The following is a 17,904-nucleotide window of genomic DNA, read 5'->3' on the forward strand; positions in this document are numbered from 1 at the left end:
TATTCCAGAATGCAAGTCCTATTGTGCGATTGCGCTCAAGAAAGCGCCGGGTTCCCTTCGGGTTTCCGGTATTTGGATATATTCGGTCAAAGCGAAAACGCCCGGCCGTGAGGCCGGGCGTGGTCCGCGAGACGCTGTTGTGCGAACGAGCTCAGACGGTCGATTGCGCGACCACGACCTTGCGCCAGGGTTTGAGCACCAGGATCGCCAGCAGCGAGGCCAGGATGTTGGCGCCGGCCGCGAGCATGAACACGTTGTCCCAATGGCCGGAGGTCTGCTGCACATAGTTTGCGAGCGGCACCAGCAGCGCGGCGGTGCCCTTGGCGGTGTAGAGCAGGCCGGCATTGGTGGTCGCGAACTTCGCGCCGAACGTGTCGGTGCAGGTCGAGGGGAACAGCGAGTAGATCTCGCCCCAGGCGAAGAACACGAAGCCCGACAGGATCACGAACCAGATCGGATCCTGACCCCAGAGATAGAGCATCCAGATCCCGACGCCTTCCATGCCGAAGGCGATGAACATCGTGTTCTCGCGGCCGATCATGTCGGAGATCCAGCCGAAGAATGGGCGCGTCAGGCCGTTGAGCACGCGGTCGATGGTCGCTGCGAACGTCACCGCGGTCATGGTCATGCCGATCAGCGTGACCGGCACGGCGTCGACCTTCCAGTCGACCGCGATCGGCTTCAAGTTTGCCGTCACCATCAGGCCGCCGGCGCCGACGATCACGAACATGAAGTACATCAGCCAGAAGATCGGCTGACGCAAAACTTCGGTCGGCTGGTAGTTGCGACGCGTTTGAACCAGCGCGGCATTCGCCACCACGTTTGGCACCTGGCCCGGCTTCGGCGCCAGCAGGAAAAAGGCGAGAATGCAGATGATGATGCCTTGTCCGAGGCCGAAATAGAGGAACGTGGTCTGGAAGCCGGAATCCTTGATCATGGCCTGGATCGGCGCGACGGTGAGCGCGGAGCCTGCACCGAAGCCGGCAGCCGTGATGCCTGCGGCGAGACCGCGCTTGTCGGGAAACCATTTCAGCGCATTGCCGACGCAGGTGCCGTAGACGCCGCCGGCGCCGATGCCCGCGATGATCATGCCGAGATAGTAGCCGTTGAGTGTGGTGGCCTCCGCGTTGATCGCCCAGCCGATCGCGCAGAGGACGCCGCCGATGAGCACGACGAGGCGCGGACCGTATTTATCGACAAACCATCCTTCGACCGGCACCAGCCAGGTCTCGAACAAAACAAACAAAGTAAAGGCCCACTGGATCGAGGCGCGATCCCAGCCGAATTTCTTCTGGATGTCGGGGACGAAGAAGGTCCAGCCATATTGGTAATTGGCGATCATCACCATGGCCGCTACGCCGATCGCCAATTGCGCCCAGCGATATGTGTCACTGACGCGTGCGGCGGTAGGAGCCGTTGTTGTCTGCACCATGTCCGTCATGAATCCTCCAATAGCGCTTCTGTTTTTCTGAACGAGCGTTGGCGCCATTCTTGTATTCATTATGCCAAGCCTTCAAGCGCGCCACGGCCCATTGTGCGCTTATGACGCAACCCCGTTTGCGAGGCTGCGCAATGTGCCGATTCCCAAATAGAAATGGCCCCGCAGAGCAGGGCCATTCTTCAAAAGTAGGAGTTTGCCGGTTTTACAACCGCCGCGACAATTCGACGCGCCGGGCCTCGTCTTGGCCTTACAGGCCGAAGCGGGGCAGATCGCCGTTGTGGTTGGAGATCTCGGCGCTCGCCATCAGGAAGCGGTCGACGGCGGCCATGAAGCGAGCGAACAGCGAGGAGGTCGGGGCGAGGGCGACGGAAGCGGTCTTGGACATCTGAATTTCCTTTCTCGAGACGGTCAGCATCACTGTCTCATTTCGAGAGGTAATCTATGTATACCAGATGCCAATGTCTATGCATGCCATTGCATAGCAGCATGCCGATTGCCGCATTGCAACATAATGTTTCGTCAAGCGGGCCGGTCTGGGCTCAAAACGCGCGGTTTGGGGCTCAAACGGCTAGGAAAGCGGCTCCGGGTCACTGCGGATCGGTCCTTGAACCCGGCCCTTGCTCGACTCTTGGCACCGCAGTGCAAAACGGTTAGTGGTTCGCCCCCTTTTCCAATCATCCCGCAGGGTGGTTCATGTCGAGCGCCTCGCCCGCCGTCTCGATCGGCATCGATTTTGGAACCAGCAATACGGTCGTAGCGCTCGCGGTGGACGATCGCCGGGTCGAGGCCATCCGCTTCGATCACGGCGGACAACGGCACAGCACCTACGTCTCGGCGCTGTGCTTCTGGGAGGACCGGCCGGGCGCCGGTGCCCAGGCCGAAGGCGGTCCGTGGGCGATCGAGCAGTTTCTCGAAGGCCGCCACGTCCACCGCTTCCTGCAGTCGTTCAAGACCTTTGCGGCGAGCTCCAGCTTCAACACCACGCAGGTGTTCCGGCAGCGCTTCAAGTTCGAGGATATTTTGGCGGCGTTCCTGCGGACGCTGGCGCGCCATGGCGGCGACAGGTTCGGCTTCGAGGTGGCCAACATCACGGTCGGCCGGCCCGTGCGCTTTGCCGGCGGCAATCCCGACGACGATCTGGCCATGCAGCGCTATCGTGCCGCGTTCGAACGCCTCGGCGCCGGCCACGCGCGCTATGTCTATGAGCCCGTGGGCGCGGCGTTCTCCTTCGCCCGCCGGCTGGAGCGCGATGCCACCGTGCTGGTTGCGGATTTCGGCGGCGGCACCAGCGATTTTTCGGTGATGCGTTTCTCGCGCGCGGGCGGCGTCTTGCGCGCCGAGCCGCTTGGCCATGCCGGTATCGGCATTGCGGGCGACACGTTCGATTATCGCATCGTCGATCACGTCGTCTCGCCGCGGCTCGGCAAAGGCTCGAGCTTTCGCTCGTTCGACAAGGTGCTGCCGATCCCGAGCGGCCACTACACCAACCTCGCGCGCTGGCATCAGCTCGCGCTGATGAAGAGCAACGGCGATCTGCGCGAGCTCAGGGAATTGTCGCGCACCGCGCTGAAGCCGGCGCTGCTCGAGGATTTCATCACCATCGTCGATCTCGATCTCGGCTTCTCGCTGTACCGGGCGGTGTCGGACGCCAAGATCGCGCTCTCGGCCAAGGACGAGGTCGACTTTCGCTTCAGGGGCGGCGGTGTCGAGATCGGCTCGACCATCACGCGGAAAAACTTCGATGCCTGGATGGCCGACGACATCGCCCGGCTGGGTGCCACGGTCGACAAGGTGCTGGGCGAAGCCGGCATCACCGCGCGCGAGGTCGAGAAGGTGTTCTTGACCGGCGGCACCTCGTTCGTGCCGGCTGTGCGAAAACTGTTCGCAGACCGGTTCGGCAACGAGCGGCTGATGTCGGGCGATCAGTTCGAGTCGATCGCCTACGGCCTCGCGCTGATCGGACACAGCCCCGAGCCGGATCGCTGGACCGCGGACGGCGGGCTCAAGTCGAAGGGCACGTAACAATCCTTCGCAATCAGCCGGACCTGCTTCGCTGGCAGCAGTTCAATGGGCTCTGCAGAATTCCACAGACTCGATGTGAGTTGTTCACTCGGAAAGTCCCTCATTCTCCGTCATTGCGAGCGCAGCGAAGCAATCCAGAATCGTTCTGCGGAGGGACTCTGGATTGCTTCGCTACGCTCGCAATGACGTGGGTGGATCCGCGCATCCGATCGAACGGATTGACCCGCGGATAACCGCTTTCATCCGGATCGCCTCTCGAGGGTGCGATCCGGCTTTAAGCTACTGCTTGATCTCGGGCTCGACGAGGCGCGCGAGGTTGCGCAGCGATTCCTGCCAGCCGAGATAGCAGGCCTCCGGCGGGATCGCGTCGGGAATGCCGGCCTGCGTGATGTCGAGCTCGGTGCCGACAAGGACTTTCTTCAGCGTCACCGTCACCTCGATCTCGCCGGGCAGGTTCGGATCCTCGAACTTGTCGGTGTAGCGCAGACGTTCGCCGGGGACGAGCTCCAGGAATTCGCCGCCGAAGGCGTGGCCGTTGCCCGTCGTGAAATTCCGGAACGACATTCTGAAGGTGCCTCCGACCTTCGGCTCCAGATGATGCACGGTGCAGGCAAATCCGTTGGGCGGAAGCCATTTTGCCAGCGCATCGGCCTCCAGGAAGGCGCGATAGATTTTGTCCGGGCTGGTCGTGAGAACGCGGTGCAGGCGTACGGTGCTGGGCATGGTCGTTACTCCCTTTGAGATGCTGGGCTCGACGGTGAGGTCTATTGCCCAATCATGGCCTGAGGACGAACGCAGTTGCGCCGATCCGACATGACGGCGTCAGATTTTTTCGTTCGCCGCTTCGTCCATTCTTCTGCGAGCGGCACGTGTCGCACTCTGCTGCCTTGGCTCATTTGCCGAGGCCGTAGGCATTCAACTTCTCCAATCCGATCCGGCACTGTCGGGCGCGATCTGGTATCCTTGCGCGGCTTTCACCGCGAGTTCGACGCGGCGGTGGTGAAGTTTTTTCGCGAGCAGCTCGCTGGCGGCGATCAGTGAGCATCGCGTTCGAGAGGAGGCGAGGATGAGGCGACTGGGCTGCGTGATCGGCTTGCTTGTGCTTCTGCTGTCGCCGGCCGCGGCCGATCCCGCGCTGCCGGGCCTCGTTCGGCAGGATCCGATGCTGCCGATCACGCTTGCCGATGGCAGCCAGGTCAGGCTCGAGACCATGATCCTCCGGCCGGATCGTCCCGGACGCTTTCCGCTGGTTCTGCTGGTTCACGGGACAATTCCAGGGACCGGGGAAGCCCTTCGCGCCGCACTGGCGCGAGAAACGCCGGCCAGTCTGCTCAATCCGGCTGTCGCGTTTGCTCAGCGCGGTTATGCCGTCGCATCGATCATGCGGCGGGGCTTTGGCCATTCAGACGGACCATTCGCCGAGACGCTGTCCGGACCATGCGATAACAGGGACTATCTCGCCGTTGCGCGGATCGCAGCCGAGGATGTGACCGGCGCACTTGCCGCGCTCCGCAGCGAGCCCTGGGTCGAGCCCGGTCAGGTCGTGCTGATGGGGCATTCGACCGGAGGCATTGCGGTGATCGCCGCGGCGGCGGACAATCCTGCGGGCGTCATCGGTGTTCTCAACTTCGAGGGGGCTCACGGTTCTGTCCCGGGGCGCACGTGCAGTCCGGATCATCTTGTGGCGGACGCCGGCATCTTTGGCCGTACGGCGCGAATTCCAGCGCTGTGGGCTTATTCGGAGAACGATCGCAGTGCGCCGCCGGCATTGGGCCGTCGCATGTTCGATGCTTACGTCGCTTCCGGCGCGCCTGCGCAATTGCGAGTGCTGCCGCCCTTCGGTGTCGACGGGCATGCCATGGTGCCGATGGGGCCCGCCGACTTTTGGTGGCCGGCTGTCGAGAGTTTCCTGAATCAACTGCGCCTGCCGACGTCAGTACTGGTCGAATTGCCGCCGCCTGCGGCTATCCCGGCGCCGATGCCGCTCAACGCGGCGTGCGCGGGCTATTTCGATTCTTATGTAAAGGCGTGGACCGACCTCAAAGCCTATGCCTGGAATCGCGAAGGCCATTGTTCATCAGTGACCTCCACGCAGCGGACGATCGAAGATGCGAAGAGCGAGGCGATGCACCAATGCGCGGCCGCCTGGAAGGAATGCTCGCTCTATGCGGTTGGGCAGGCGCTGGCGCCCGGTTAGAGTCTTGGCGTCACCATATCCCAACGCTGTCTGGTGCAGTTCCGCGTTACTCGGTTGGGAGCGTTGGCGATATTACGCGCCCCCATACCGGGGGGCGCGATTAAATCCGGCCAAAGCCTTGCTAATTTCGACGGCAAGGTATACCTTAGGGGTGTTCGTTCAGCCGCTGTGCCTTGTTGAATGCGCCCGCGGGCTCCTTTTCCATCGACATCGACGAATTGAAACGGTTCTGCGTGAGTATCACGCGGAACGCACATTTGTGCTCTTTGGAGAAGAAAAATGGCAACAGGTACTGTGAAGTGGTTTAACGGCCAGAAGGGTTTTGGATTCATTCAGCCCGACGACGGCGGCAACGATGTGTTCGTTCACATCAGCGCGGTCGAGCGGGCTGGTCTTGGTGGTCTCGCCGAGGGCCAAAAGGTCAACTTCGAGGCCAAGACCGACAAGATGCGGGGCAAGGTCAGCGCTGAGAATCTCTCGCTGGCTTAAGTCCATCAGTGCCGTTTCACGGATGTACTGAAACGGCCATGCGACCCGCTCGATCCCTGGATTGAGCGGGTTTTGTCTGTTGCCGAAAGGGTGAAAGATGAGCGCCAGGAAATCGGCCGAACCGTCACCCGAAAGCATCGCGCGCTCCAACCGCCAACGCTTGGCTGCTCAAGAAGGCGCGCAAGCGATGCTGGACGCCGAAAAGCAGGCTGTCGACCTGCGCAAGAACATGGCGCGGCTTCGCCAGTTGCGTGAGGCCAGGGAAGCAGCCGATGCCACCCTTCAGGCATCGTTGCCGGCCCCGACCCCGACGAAGCGCAAGAGAAAGCCGCCGCAATAGCCGACGTCAATATCGCTGCCGAACGATGCGACAGGGCCGGTCACATGCCAGGGAGTGCGGATCGTGCCTAGGATCAAGCCGGACGGCGGTGGCACCATCACCTTCTTTCTCGCGCACGGCGCCGGGCGGCAGCTCTGCCGGCTTGCGACCACCTTTGCGACCCAGAAGCAGGCTTTCAGCTACCTTCAAAAATACCGCACGGAGTTCGAGCGCATCGCACGGACGCGGCTGGATTCGGGAGAGCTCGAAGACGGCGTCGTTGTGCTGTCGATGCTCTAGGTGACTCTACCCTAGGCCGTTTACCCATAAACCCGACGGCGTGATGCGAAGATGCCTGCGCCGGCTTTGCCGCTATCGCGACCAAATTCGTGCGCAGCGCAGTATGCGTCAAAAGCAGTCATCCGGCACGCCAGCTATTCGCCAGGCTTGTCCCAATTTCTCGACATCTTCGAGCCGGCGAAACGGCGAGCTTTTGATGCCGGAAATCCGCAAAGCAGGATCGCTTTGCAGGATTGCGTCGCAGGCGCGACGGGCTTCGGCGGTGCGCCCGGCCATCGCAAGGCTCGACATCAGTATTCGCTGCGCGCCCAGAAAATTCGGCTGGCGCTGGATGGCGCTCGTGGCGCAGGACAGAGCTTCCTCATACCGCTCGGCAAAGAAATGAGCGAAGGCCATCCCGGTTTGCGGAATGAACAGGTGGGGATCGACCGGACTCAAGCGAATTGCTGCCGAGAATTGCTCGATCGCTGCATCGTGGTTGCCGAGAAAAACCTGTGCCCAGCCTGCCCAAAGGCGCGCCATGGCCAGATTGGGATCGAGTGCAATGGCCCTTGCGGCAAGAGCCGAGCCGGTCTCCGGCTCTCCGAGCATGTAGGAATAGACATGTGCTGCGTGCGCAAGCACCAGAGGATCGTCCTGGTCGAGCTGCACCGCTCGTTCGACCAGTTGTCGGCTTTCGGCCCGCTCCTTTGCCGCGTCCTCGATCCATCCGAACCCTTTCTTCTGACCGAAAATGTTTGCTCCAGAGGCGTAGGCGACGGCAAATGCAGGATCGAGCGAAATGGCAAGCTTAGTCATTCTGAGAGCTTCAACGCTGCCCTCCCGCGTCCACTGGTAGATGCTGAATTTAGAGCGCAGATAATAGTCATAGGCCTGGAGGCTTTCGGTCGGTTTGCGCCGTGCGCGCTCTATCTCGGCCCGCTCAAGCTGCGGAGACATCGCGCCTATCACGCCGCTCGTCAGGCGGTCCTGCAAATCGAAGATGTCTTCGAGCTCGCCATCGAACCTGTCCGCCCAGATGTGCGTGTCCGTGGACGCATCGATCAATTGCCCGGTCACCCGAACCCGTCGTCCGGCCTTGCGTACGCTGCCTTCCAGTACGTAGCGAACACCAAGCTCACGACTGATCCGCTTGATGTCGACGGCTTCGCCCTTGTAGGTGAAACTCGAATTTCGCGAGATGACGAACAGCAATTTCGATCGCGACAGCCCCGTGATGATATCCTCGACCATGCCGTCGGCAAAATATTCCTGCTCCGGATCGTCGCTTAGATTCTGGAAGGGAAGCACCGCGATGGAAGGTTTGTCGGGAAGCGCAAGGACGGGTCTCGGGTGTTCCATCGGACGGTCGTTGGCGATCGGCGCGCCGGCTGGTCCTTGCGCTTGCAGAATGGGTCCGACGAAACGGAAGCCCTTTCGCGGCAGTGTCTTGATCAGGCGCTGTTCCTGGCCGGAATCGCCGATCGCATTTCGCGCGGCATTAAGGCGAGTTGTCAGCGCTTCGTCGGACACGCTGCGCCCGTTCCAAACGGCATTGATGAGGTCGTCCTTGCTGACGACGCGCTCCCGGTTGCGGATCAGATAATCGAGCAGGTCGAAAACCTTGGGCGCGATGGCGACGATTCCCGCGTCGCGATGCAACTCGCGGCGGTCCGTGTCGAATACGCAATTCTCGAACAAATAGCGCAACTTGCCGTTCCCCCAGGTGGCCGCCGATCGTCGAGACGCCAGCACCGATCGCACCCGCAAGAATAAGCCGCCGGTAAGGAAAAAGTAAGCCGTAGGTCAGGCGTACCCGCGCATGCCTTGGCACTCTCGTCTGAGTGAAAATACCCCCGGAAGAGACGCTCGAACTTGGAGCAGGTTATGTCGGAATCGATTCAGGCGGCTACTCCGTGCCTCCCGCCGCATGCTCAGCTGATACAGATGGGGACAGGCGGGGCGGTCGCTAATGTCGTGCACATCGCGGCGAAGCTTGGGTTGGCTGATAAACTTGCTGATGGACCGAAGAGTGCTGTGGAGCTGGCCGGCCCATCAGCTCTGCATGCCCCCTCCTTGCACAGATTGATGAGAACGATGGCCAGTCTGGGGCTTCTCACGGAAGGCGAACGACTGCGATTTTCGTTAACGAAGCTCGGCGAGGCATTAAAGTCGGATGCTCCGGGCTCGGCAAGATCGACGTTGCTCATGACGGGAAGTAGTTGGGTCGGAAGTGGCTTCGCCAATCTACTTCATTCCTTGGAAACAGGCCGTACAGGCTTCGAAAAAGCACACGGGGTGCCGTTCTTCGACTATCTTGCTCAACATCCCGAAGACGCTTCAGTGTTTAGTGAAGCAATGGTTGGGCTTCATGGAGGAGAACCTCCGGCGGTCGCGGCGGCCTACGATTTTTCTATGTTCCAGACCGTCGTCGATGTTGGAGGGGCATCTGGCAATATGCTCGGTGCTATACTTGGACGATACCCAGAGCCCCGGGGCTTGTTGTTCGATCAGCCGCACGTTGTGATCGATGCTGAAAAAACGCTCAAAGCGAACGGCGTTACGGGTCGTGTGACCGTCGAGGCTGGAGATTTTTTCCTGTCCGTGCCTTCGGGCGGCGACGCTTACATCTTGTCGCATATCTTGCACGATTGGACCGATGACCAGTGCCTGACAATTTTGGGTCATTGTCGCAGAGCCGTGAAGCCGGATGGACGACTGCTCATTGTCGAGATGGTCCTGCCTCCCGGTGACGCTCCACATCCGGGGAAGATACTGGATATGGTGATGCTGGCGTTGATCGGTGGGCAGGAGCGCACGGAAACCGAGTACGCCAGTCTACTGGACAAGGCTGGTTTCCGCCTCAGTCGCGTCGTGGCAACACAATCACCGGTCAGCGTCGTAGAAGCCGTTCTGGCCTAAGTGCCGCAAGGTCCGCTGGGACTCACCGGGAGGGTGCGGCGCAGGTTGATATCCGTTCAGGTCCAATGTCGATGGAAAAGACTGCCGGCACAGTTGGTGCTAAGCCCCGGTGAGGCACAGGACATCCGATTTGCCGGAAAACTCCTGTCCACGTCCTAGTCTTCGCGTGTTTTCGGCTGAGCCTCACGGGCCAATCGTTCCGCTTTCAGCCGCTCACGGTTCTCGTGCAGGGAGTGCTGGTCCTTCGCGTAGTCATTCATCGGCTTCTGCGTTGTGGCAGGCTTGAACGCCTTGTTGGCCTCACGCTTGGCGCGATCGGAGGTTTGATCTTTCAGCATGTCGATCTCGATTTTGTCTGGACGTGTATGATCCGCGAACGCGCCGACGTCCTGTCCGCGTTCGCGGGCTGGTGAACGGTGCGTTGTCCTTGGAGCGGAGAAGTCGGGTCTGGATAAGCAACTGACGGCCACCGCGTTGGTTCCTCGAAAAATCGGCGCGCGGCAGTGGCGAGCCTCTGCGTCGAGACGCCCTTCGATGGGCCGAGCCTCACTTTTCGCATGATGACATCCTACCCCTGTTTTGCCCGACGCGTCAAAGGAAATTCGTAAAATACGAAGTTCCCTATACCCGCCAAGGGGTTCGCTACTGTGCATGGGGTTGTTTTTTGTTTTTACTTTGGGCTTGCGGCCGTACGGCGCGTCTGACGCAAAAAGGCCGCCTCGAAGGGCGGCCCTTTCGTCTGAAGCGTTGTGGTGCCGCTTACTCGGCGGCCTGCTTCTGCGGCGGGTCGAGCGCGCCGGACTTGTGGATATCGGCGACCTGGTGGTCGCTGAAGCCGAGCACGCTGCGCAGGATCTCGTCGGTGTGCTCGCCGAGCAGCGGCGAGCGCTGCACGTCGCTCGGGGAGTCCGACAGCTTGATCGGGTTGCCGACCGAGATGTACTTGCCGCGGGTCGGGTGGTCGACCTCGACCACGGTGCCGGTCGCGCGCAGCGACTGGTCTTCCGCGATCTCCTTCATCGACAGGATCGGGCCGCAGGGGATGTCATCCTTGTTGAGGATCTCCATCGCCTCGAACTTGGTCTTGGTCATCGTCCACTGCTCGATGCGGCCGAAGATCTCGTTCAGGCGCGGCAGGCGGGCCGCCGGCTTGGCGTAGTTCGGATCGGTCTTCCAGGTTGGCTCGCCGATCACGTCGCAGATCTTCTCCCAGACCGGCGCCTGGGTGATGAAGTAGATGTAGGCGTTGGGATCGGTCTCAAAGCCCTTGCACTTCAGGATGCGGCCGGGCTGGCCGCCGCCGGAATCGTTGCCGGCGCGCGGCACGGCATCGCCGAACGGAATGCCTTCGCCGAACTGGCTGTATTCCCTAAGCGGGCCGTGGGCGAGGCGCTGCTGGTCGCGCAGTTTTACGCGCGCGAGATTCAGGACACCATCCTGCATCGCGGCGGTGACGCGCTGGCCCTTGCCGGAATGGGTGCGGTGATAGAGCGCGGTGACGATGCCGAGCGCCAGATGCAGGCCGGTGCCGCTGTCGCCGATCTGCGCGCCGGTGACGAGCGGCAGGCCGTCGCGGAAGCCGGTGGTGGAGGCGGCGCCGCCGGTGCACTGCGCGACGTTCTCATAGACCTTGCAGTCCTCGTACGGTCCGGGACCAAAACCCTTGATCGAGGCGACGATCATCTTCGGGTTGATCGCCTGGATCTTCTCCCAGGGGAAGCCCATGCGGTCGAGCACGCCGGGGCCGAAGTTCTCGACCAGCACGTCGCACTTCTTGATCAGCTCGGTGAGGACTTCCTTGCCCTTGGGGTTCTTGGTGTCGAGCGTGATCGAGCGCTTGTTGTGGTTGAGCATGGTGAAATACAGACTGTCCACGTTCGGGATGTCCTGCAGCTGGCCGCGGGTGATGTCACCCACGCCCGGGCGCTCCACCTTGATCACGTCGGCGCCGAACCATGCGAGCAGCTGCGTGCAGGTCGGTCCGGACTGGACGTGGGTGAAGTCGAGAATGCGAACGCCCTCGAGCGCTTTGGTCATCGTGTTGCTCCTGTTACTATTCTGTTTCCGTCATGCCCGCGAAAGCGGGCATCCAGTATTCGCTGAAGGTTCAATTGGGCCTCAGTGCTCGCCTCAAGGATGGTTCGGCGATTACTGGATTCCCCGCCTGCGCGGGGAATGACCCGGCGGTCCATTACTTCTTCTTCTGCAGAACGCTCTGCGGATTGAGGTTGCCGATGCGGCCGCTCTCCGAGCCCGCGGCCGGATCGATCACCGCGTTGATGAGTGTCGGCTTGCGTGAAGCCATCGCCTCGTTGACGGCGCGCTTGAGCTCGTCGGGCGAGGTCGCGTTCACGCCGACGCCGCCGAAGGCTTCCATCATCTTGTCGTAGCGCGCGCCCTTGACGAACACGGTTGTCGCCGGATCGGCGTTGACGCTGTTGACGTCGGTGCCGCGATAGATGCCGTCATTGTTGAAGATGACGACGCAGATCGGAAGGTCGTAGCGGCAGATGGTCTCGACCTCCATGCCGGAGAAGCCGAAGGCCGAGTCGCCTTCAACCGCCAGCACGGGGTGGCCGGTCTCGAGCGCGGCGGCGATCGCCTGGCCCATGCCGATGCCCATCACGCCCCAGGTGCCGACGTCGAGACGCTTGCGTGGGCGGTACATGTCGATGACGCCGCGGGCGAGGTCGAGCGTGTTGGCGCCTTCGTTGACCAGGATCGCCTCGGGGTGATCCTTGATGACGTTCTTCAGCACGCCGAGCGCGCCGTGATAGTCCATCGGCGACTTGTTGTTCATCAGCTTCGGCGCCATCTTGGCGACGTTCTCGTCGCGCTTGGATGCGATGGCCTTGGTCCATTCCGCCGGCGGGGCGGTCCAGCCCGACGCAAGCGCCTGGTTGAAGGCGGACACGACCGAGCCGATGTCGCCGACGACGGGCGCGACGATCTCGACGTTGGAGTCCATTTCCCTCGGCTCGATGTCGACCTGGATGAACTTCTTCGGGGATTCGCCCCAGCTCTTGCCCTTGCCGTGCGACAGCAGCCAGTTCAGCCGCGCGCCGATCAGCATGACGACGTCGGAGTCCTTCAGCACCGTCGAACGCGCGGCACCGGCGCATTGCGGATGCGTGTCGGGGAGCAGGCCCTTGGCCATGCTCATCGGCAGGAACGGCACGCCGCTCTTCTCGACGAAGTTCTTGATCTCCTCATCGGCCTGCGCGTAGGCCGCGCCCTTGCCGAGGATGATGAGGGGACGCTTTGCGGCCTTCAGCACGTCGAGCGCGCGCTTGACCGAAGCAGGCGAGGGGATCTGCGCGGGCGCAGCGTCGATCACCTTGACCAGCGACTTCTGACCGGCCTCGGCGTTCATCACCTGGCCGAACAGCTTTGCCGGCAGGTCGAGATAGACGCCGCCCGGACGGCCCGAGACCGCCGCGCGGATGGCGCGGGCAAAACCGATGCCGATATCCTGAGCGTGCAGCACGCGATAGGCCGCCTTGCACAGCGGTTTTGCGATCGCGAGCTGGTCCATCTCTTCGTAGTCGCCCTGCTGGAGGTCGACGATCTCGCGCTCGGAGGAGCCCGAGACCAGGATCATCGGGTAGCAGTTGGTGGTGGCGTGCGCGAGCGCGGTGAGGCCGTTGAGGAAGCCGGGCGCGGACACCGTCAGGCAGACGCCGGGCTTCTTGGTGAGGTAGCCGGCGATGCCGGCGGCGTAGCCGGCGTTCTGCTCGTGGCGGAAGGAGATCACGCGAAGGCCGGCGGCCTGCGCCATGCGGCCCAAATCCGTGATCGGGATGCCCGGCACATTATAGATGGTGTTGATGCCGTTCAGCTTGAGCGCGTCGATGACGAGATGGAAGCCATCCGTCAGTTCCTGCTCGGTGCCCGGTGCTTCGGACTTGGTCGCGGTGTTCAGCATGGGCCTTGTCTCCCTGGTCTCAAGATAACGGGGCGAATTTTTCGCCCTTCTGGTGAATGTTGTCAGGTGAAGAGCTACGTGAATAGTTCCTGGCCGTGCGCTTCGACGTAAGCGGCTAGACCAAGGGTGTGATCGCGGGCGCGCTTCTCGGCGAGCTCGGTGTCACGTGCCTCGAGCGCTTCGATCATGCCGAGATGCTCGGGCAGCGACGTCGCGGTGCGGTCCTTGCGTCCGATCGTGAGCTGCCGGTAGCCGCGCACGTGCAGCAGAAGATCGTTGGTGAGATCGACCAGCACCGGGGATTCCGACAACGAGATCAGCGCCTGATGGAACGCGATGTTGGCGCGCGAATATTCCTCGACGTGATCCTGGGGCAGGCGGTCTTTGCCAAAGTCCTTGAAGTAGTCGCGCAGCGCAGTGATGTCCTTCTTGCGCGCGGTCGTCGTGATGAGGCGCGCGGCCATGCTCTCCAGCGCCGCCCAGGCGCGGATCATGTCGACGATCTCGCTCTTGGTCCGGCGCACCACCATGATGCCGCGGCGCGGAACGGTCTTCACGAAACCGTCCTGCTCGAGCATCGCGATGGCTTCGCGGATCGGCGTACGGCTGACACCGAGGCGTTCGGACAATGCGCGCTCGTCCAGCATCACCGGCTCGGGTGTCGAGTAGATGTCCATCTTGAGGATGGCTTCCTTCAAGGCATCATACGCCTTGTTCTTGAAGCTGCTCTCCGGGGCAATACGAACGATTGCGATGTCTGCCTCGGCCATGTTCGGCAACGCCTTGGTTGGTTTCCGCAGTGACACGACGATTCTCCTCCAGTGGGAGTCGTCTTTTACAGGAATATTACCGGAAAGTTTTTGGCATACCATATGCCAGAATGTCAAGCTGCCTATTTTTTGCGGCGTTCTAAGGTGCTCTCTGACTTGACAAGTTGGCTTCTGGCATACCAAATGCCATCGCTAGCCATTTTTGATCCAAACCGGCGGTGTAGTCCAGGCATTTCTGCCGCTGCATTCCGCCGCACGGAACAGAGGGCGGCGATGGCGAGTATCACGGGCAGCCGCATCACGCGCGCCTTGCAAAGCAAGAACTGAAGGTCAAGGGAGAAGCCATAATGTCCAATTCGAAAGACGTCGTCCGCAAGGTCCTTGACCGGGTCAAGGCCGACAACCGCGCCAGCCTGACCGCCCCGGAAGGCAAGCTGGTCTGCGACGCCTACGGCATTCCGGTGCCGAAGGAGGGCGTGGCGAAGTCGGCGGGCGAGGCCGGCAAGATGGCGTCTTCGATGGGCTTCCCGGTGGTGATGAAGATCGTCTCGCCGGACATTCTCCACAAGACCGAGGCCGGCGGCGTCATCGTCGGCGTCAAGACGGCGCTGGATGCCGAGAAGGCCTACGAGACCATTCTCGGGAACGCCAGGAAGTACAAGGCCGATGCCAAGATCGAGGGCATCCAGGTCCAGCAGATGCTGGCCGGTGGCACCGAAGTGATCGTCGGCTCGATCACCGACGGTTCGTTCGGCAAGCTGGTCGCCTTCGGCCTCGGCGGCGTGCTGGTCGAAGTCTTGAAGGACATCACCTTCCGCCTCGCGCCCGCGACCAAGGAAGACGCGCTTTCGATGCTCGACGGCATCCAGGCGCATGAGATTCTGAAGGGTGTGCGCGGCGGCGAGCCCGTTAACCGCACGGCGCTGGCCGACGTCATCGTCAAGGTCTCGCAGCTCGTCACCGATTTCCCTGAGATCGTCGAGCTCGACCTCAATCCGGTGTTTGCGACGGCGAAGGACGCGATCGCGGCCGACGTGCGCATCGTCGTCGACTTCGCCTACAAGCCGAAGCCGAAGCCGCGCCCGACCGAAGAGATCGTCGCGGCCATGAGCCGCATCATGCAGCCGAAGGCGGTCGCCGTGGTCGGCGCCTCAGCCGAAGACGGCAAGATCGGCAACTCTGTGATGAAGAACCTCATCAACGGCGGCTACAAGGGCGACATCTATCCGATCCATCCCAAGGCCACCGAGATCCTCGGCTACAAGGCCTACAAGAGCGTCAAGGACGTACCGGGTGTGATCGACACCGCCGTGTTCGCGATCCCCGCGAAGTTCGTGGCTGCGGCGCTGATCGAATGCGGTGAGAAGAAGATCCCGGGCGCGGTGCTGATCCCGTCGGGCTTCGCTGAAGCCGGCGCGCCGGAGCTGCAGGCCGAGATCGTCGAGGTCGGCAAGAAGTACGACATTCGCCTGATGGGGCCGAATATCTACGGCTTTTATTATACGCCGGCGAACCTCTGCGCCACCTTCTGCACGGCTTACGACGTGAAGGGCCACGCGGCGCTGTCGTCGCAGTCGGGCGGCATCGGCATGGCGATTATCGGCTTCTCGCGCTCGGCCAAGATGGGCGTCTCCGCGATCGTCGGCCTCGGCAACAAATCTGATATCGACGAAGACGATCTGCTCGCCTTCTTCGAGCAGGATCCGAACACCTCGATCATTGCCCAGCACTGCGAAGACCTCAAGGACGGCCGCGCCTTCGCGGAAGCCGCCAAGCGCGTCTCCAAGAAGAAGCCGGTCGTCGTGCTCAAGGCCGGCCGCACCTCGGCCGGCGCGAAGGCGGCCTCGTCGCACACCGGCGCGCTCGCCGGTAACGACAAGATCTATGAGGACGTGCTGGCGCAGTCCGGCGTGATCCGCGCCCGCAGCCTGCGGCAGCTGCTCGAATTCGCCCGTGGCGTGCCGGTGCTGCCGACGCCGAAGGGCGAGAACGTGCTGATCATCACCGGTGCGGGTGGCTCGGGCGTGCTGCTGTCGGACTCCTGCGTCGACAACGGCCTGTCGCTGATGTCGATGCCGCCGGATCTCGATGCGGCCTTCCGCAAGTTCATCCCGCCGTTCGGTGCGGCCGGAAATCCTGTGGATATCACCGGTGGCGAGCCGCCGATCACCTATGTCAACACGGTGAAGCTCGGTCTGTCGGACGAGCGAATCCACTCGCTGATCCTCGGCTACTGGCACACCATCGTTACGCCGCCGATGGTGTTCGCCCGCAATATGGTCGAGGTGAAGAAGGAGATGGAGGCCAAGGGTTTTGTGAAGCCGATCGTTGCCTCGCTCGCCGGCGACGTCGAGGTCGAGGAAGCCGCCGAATACCTCTACCAGAACGGCATCCCGGCCTATGCCTATTCGACCGAACTGCCGGTCGAGGTGCTCGGCGCCAAGTACAAATGGGCGCGCGGCGCAGGGCTGCTCTGAGAAGAGACGCCGCTTCGGCATGATCCGAAGCGGGTAGTTGTTCACCTCTCCCCGCGTGCGGGGAGAGGTCGGATTGCGAAGAAATCCGGGTGAGGGGGACTCTCCGCGAGTCTCTTTGTCACCGTGATCGTGGAAGCAGCCCCTCACCCCAACCCTCTCCCCGTAAGAACGGGGCGAGGGAGAACGTGCAGGTCGCGATGAGCAGGAACGTGATCCGGCGCAAATCGCTCGAAACCCGATCGGCATCGGAGGTCGATCGCGACGGCGGCGTGCAGTCCGTCGACCGGGCGCTGTCGATCCTCGAGACTTTGGCCGAGGACGACGAAGGCTATCGCCTCAGCGATCTCGCCGTTCGCACCGGGCTGTCGGCCTCGACCGTGCACCGCCTACTGGCGACGCTGGAGAGCCGCCGCTTCGTACAGTTCGACCGCGCCGAATCCAAATGGCATGTCGGCGTGCGCAGCTTTACCGTGGGCGCGAGCTTCGCGCGGCGGCGCAATTTCACCGCGCAGGCGATTCCCTATTTGCGCAAGCTGCGCGATCTCACCCGCGAGACCGCAAATCTCGCCGTGGTTGACGACGAATTCATCATCGTGCTGACCCGCATGGAGAGCCGCGAGATCATGCGCTCGCTGACCAAGGTCGGCGGCCGCGTCCCGATGGTCACCTCAGGCGTCGGCAAGGCCGTGCTTGCGACCTATTCCGACGAGGATGTCGGCGCTGTCATCCGCCATCACGGCATGCCCAGGTTGACGGAAAAATCCATCGTGCGGCCAAGCGACCTGTTCAAGGAGCTGGCGGCGGTCCGCAAGCAGGGGTTTGCGATCGATGACGAGGAGGCGCAGATGGGCCTGCGCTGCGTCGCCGCCGTGGTCTACAACGCGCTCGCCGAGCCGCTCGCCGCGATCTCGGTGTCCGGCATGACCAGCCGAATCACGGACGATCGATTGCCTGAGGTCGGCCGGATGGTGCGCGAAGTGGCCGCAGAGCTCACGGCTGCGCTCGGCGGCGTCGTGCCGGAGCCGAAAACAGCCTGAGTCCAGATTCGGTCGGCCGTGCCCCC

General features: G+C 62.3%; 16 protein-coding genes. 8 read left to right on the plus strand and 8 right to left on the minus strand.

Annotated features, from left to right (window positions below):
• Positions 1-151: 151 nt before the first annotated feature.
• A complete protein-coding gene (gene oxlT, locus ABID59_RS20355; RefSeq protein WP_354084531.1) occupies positions 152-1,441 on the minus strand; it encodes an oxalate/formate MFS antiporter in 1,290 nt (429 codons plus the stop codon).
• 247 nt (positions 1,442-1,688) lie between these two features.
• Positions 1,689-1,826: a hypothetical protein gene (locus ABID59_RS20360; RefSeq protein ID WP_187435250.1), complete on the minus strand. Its 138-nt coding sequence runs from the start codon at positions 1,824-1,826 to the stop codon at positions 1,689-1,691.
• 308 nt (positions 1,827-2,134) lie between these two features.
• Here ABID59_RS20360 and ABID59_RS20365 point away from each other — a divergent pair, with 308 nt between their 5' ends.
• On the plus strand, positions 2,135-3,463 hold the full coding sequence (locus ABID59_RS20365) for an Hsp70 family protein (RefSeq protein ID WP_354084532.1): 1,329 nt from the start codon (positions 2,135-2,137) through the stop codon (positions 3,461-3,463).
• Between the two features lie 279 nt (positions 3,464-3,742).
• On the opposite strand, the gene ABID59_RS20370 is transcribed toward ABID59_RS20365, so the two are convergent.
• A complete protein-coding gene (locus ABID59_RS20370; RefSeq protein WP_354084533.1) occupies positions 3,743-4,186 on the minus strand; it encodes an SRPBCC family protein in 444 nt (147 codons plus the stop codon).
• 343 nt (positions 4,187-4,529) lie between these two features.
• On the opposite strand from ABID59_RS20370, the gene ABID59_RS20375 reads away from it, so the two are divergent.
• From ABID59_RS20375 to ABID59_RS20390, 4 genes are all read left to right on the plus strand, one after another.
• Positions 4,530-5,660 carry an alpha/beta hydrolase family protein gene (locus tag ABID59_RS20375; RefSeq protein WP_354084534.1) on the plus strand — a complete coding sequence of 377 codons (1,131 nt, stop codon included), beginning with the start codon at positions 4,530-4,532 and terminating at the stop codon, positions 5,658-5,660.
• A 279-nt stretch (positions 5,661-5,939) separates the two neighbouring features.
• Positions 5,940-6,149 carry a cold-shock protein gene (locus tag ABID59_RS20380; protein ID WP_148754659.1) on the plus strand — a complete coding sequence of 70 codons (210 nt, stop codon included), beginning with the start codon at positions 5,940-5,942 and terminating at the stop codon, positions 6,147-6,149.
• Positions 6,150-6,246: 97 nt separating this feature from the next.
• Positions 6,247-6,489, plus strand: a complete 243-nt coding sequence (locus ABID59_RS20385; RefSeq protein WP_148754660.1) for a transcriptional regulator — start codon at positions 6,247-6,249, stop codon at positions 6,487-6,489.
• A 54-nt stretch (positions 6,490-6,543) separates the two neighbouring features.
• Positions 6,544-6,768 (plus strand): hypothetical protein, encoded by a 225-nt coding sequence (locus ABID59_RS20390; protein ID WP_148754661.1) that lies wholly within the window; start codon positions 6,544-6,546, stop codon positions 6,766-6,768.
• Positions 6,769-6,876: 108 nt separating this feature from the next.
• Here the strand turns inward: ABID59_RS20390 and ABID59_RS20395 are convergent, their stop codons facing one another.
• Positions 6,877-8,457, minus strand: coding sequence for a winged helix-turn-helix domain-containing tetratricopeptide repeat protein (locus ABID59_RS20395; RefSeq protein WP_354084535.1), 1,581 nt, complete (start codon positions 8,455-8,457; stop codon positions 6,877-6,879).
• A gap of 177 nt (positions 8,458-8,634) precedes the next feature.
• On the opposite strand from ABID59_RS20395, the gene ABID59_RS20400 reads away from it, so the two are divergent.
• Complete coding sequence (locus ABID59_RS20400; RefSeq protein WP_354084536.1) at positions 8,635-9,669, plus strand: methyltransferase; 1,035 nt, start codon at positions 8,635-8,637, stop codon at positions 9,667-9,669.
• Between the two features lie 155 nt (positions 9,670-9,824).
• Here ABID59_RS20400 and ABID59_RS20405 read toward each other — a convergent pair whose 3' ends face one another.
• The 4 genes from ABID59_RS20405 to ABID59_RS20420 all read right to left on the minus strand — a co-directional run bounded on the left by ABID59_RS20405 (position 9,825) and on the right by ABID59_RS20420 (position 14,364).
• Entirely contained in the window at positions 9,825-10,007 is a 183-nt protein-coding gene (locus tag ABID59_RS20405) for a hypothetical protein (protein ID WP_148754664.1), read from the minus strand.
• 421 nt (positions 10,008-10,428) lie between these two features.
• Entirely contained in the window at positions 10,429-11,706 is a 1,278-nt protein-coding gene (gene frc / locus ABID59_RS20410) for a formyl-CoA transferase (protein WP_354084537.1), read from the minus strand.
• 154 nt (positions 11,707-11,860) lie between these two features.
• Positions 11,861-13,594 carry an oxalyl-CoA decarboxylase gene (gene oxc, locus ABID59_RS20415; RefSeq protein ID WP_354031948.1) on the minus strand — a complete coding sequence of 578 codons (1,734 nt, stop codon included), beginning with the start codon at positions 13,592-13,594 and terminating at the stop codon, positions 11,861-11,863.
• Between the two features lie 74 nt (positions 13,595-13,668).
• Positions 13,669-14,364 (minus strand): GntR family transcriptional regulator, encoded by a 696-nt coding sequence (locus ABID59_RS20420; RefSeq protein ID WP_354032183.1) that lies wholly within the window; start codon positions 14,362-14,364, stop codon positions 13,669-13,671.
• Between the two features lie 347 nt (positions 14,365-14,711).
• On the opposite strand from ABID59_RS20420, the gene ABID59_RS20425 reads away from it, so the two are divergent.
• A complete protein-coding gene (locus ABID59_RS20425; protein ID WP_354084538.1) occupies positions 14,712-16,841 on the plus strand; it encodes an acetate--CoA ligase family protein in 2,130 nt (709 codons plus the stop codon).
• Positions 16,842-17,038: 197 nt separating this feature from the next.
• Positions 17,039-17,878, plus strand: a complete 840-nt coding sequence (locus tag ABID59_RS20430) for an IclR family transcriptional regulator (protein WP_354031950.1) — start codon at positions 17,039-17,041, stop codon at positions 17,876-17,878.
• Positions 17,879-17,904: the final 26 nt, after the last annotated feature.

The organism is Bradyrhizobium sp. S3.3.6 (assembly GCF_040546905.1).
Taxonomy (GTDB): Bacteria; Pseudomonadota; Alphaproteobacteria; order Rhizobiales; family Xanthobacteraceae; genus Bradyrhizobium; species Bradyrhizobium cytisi.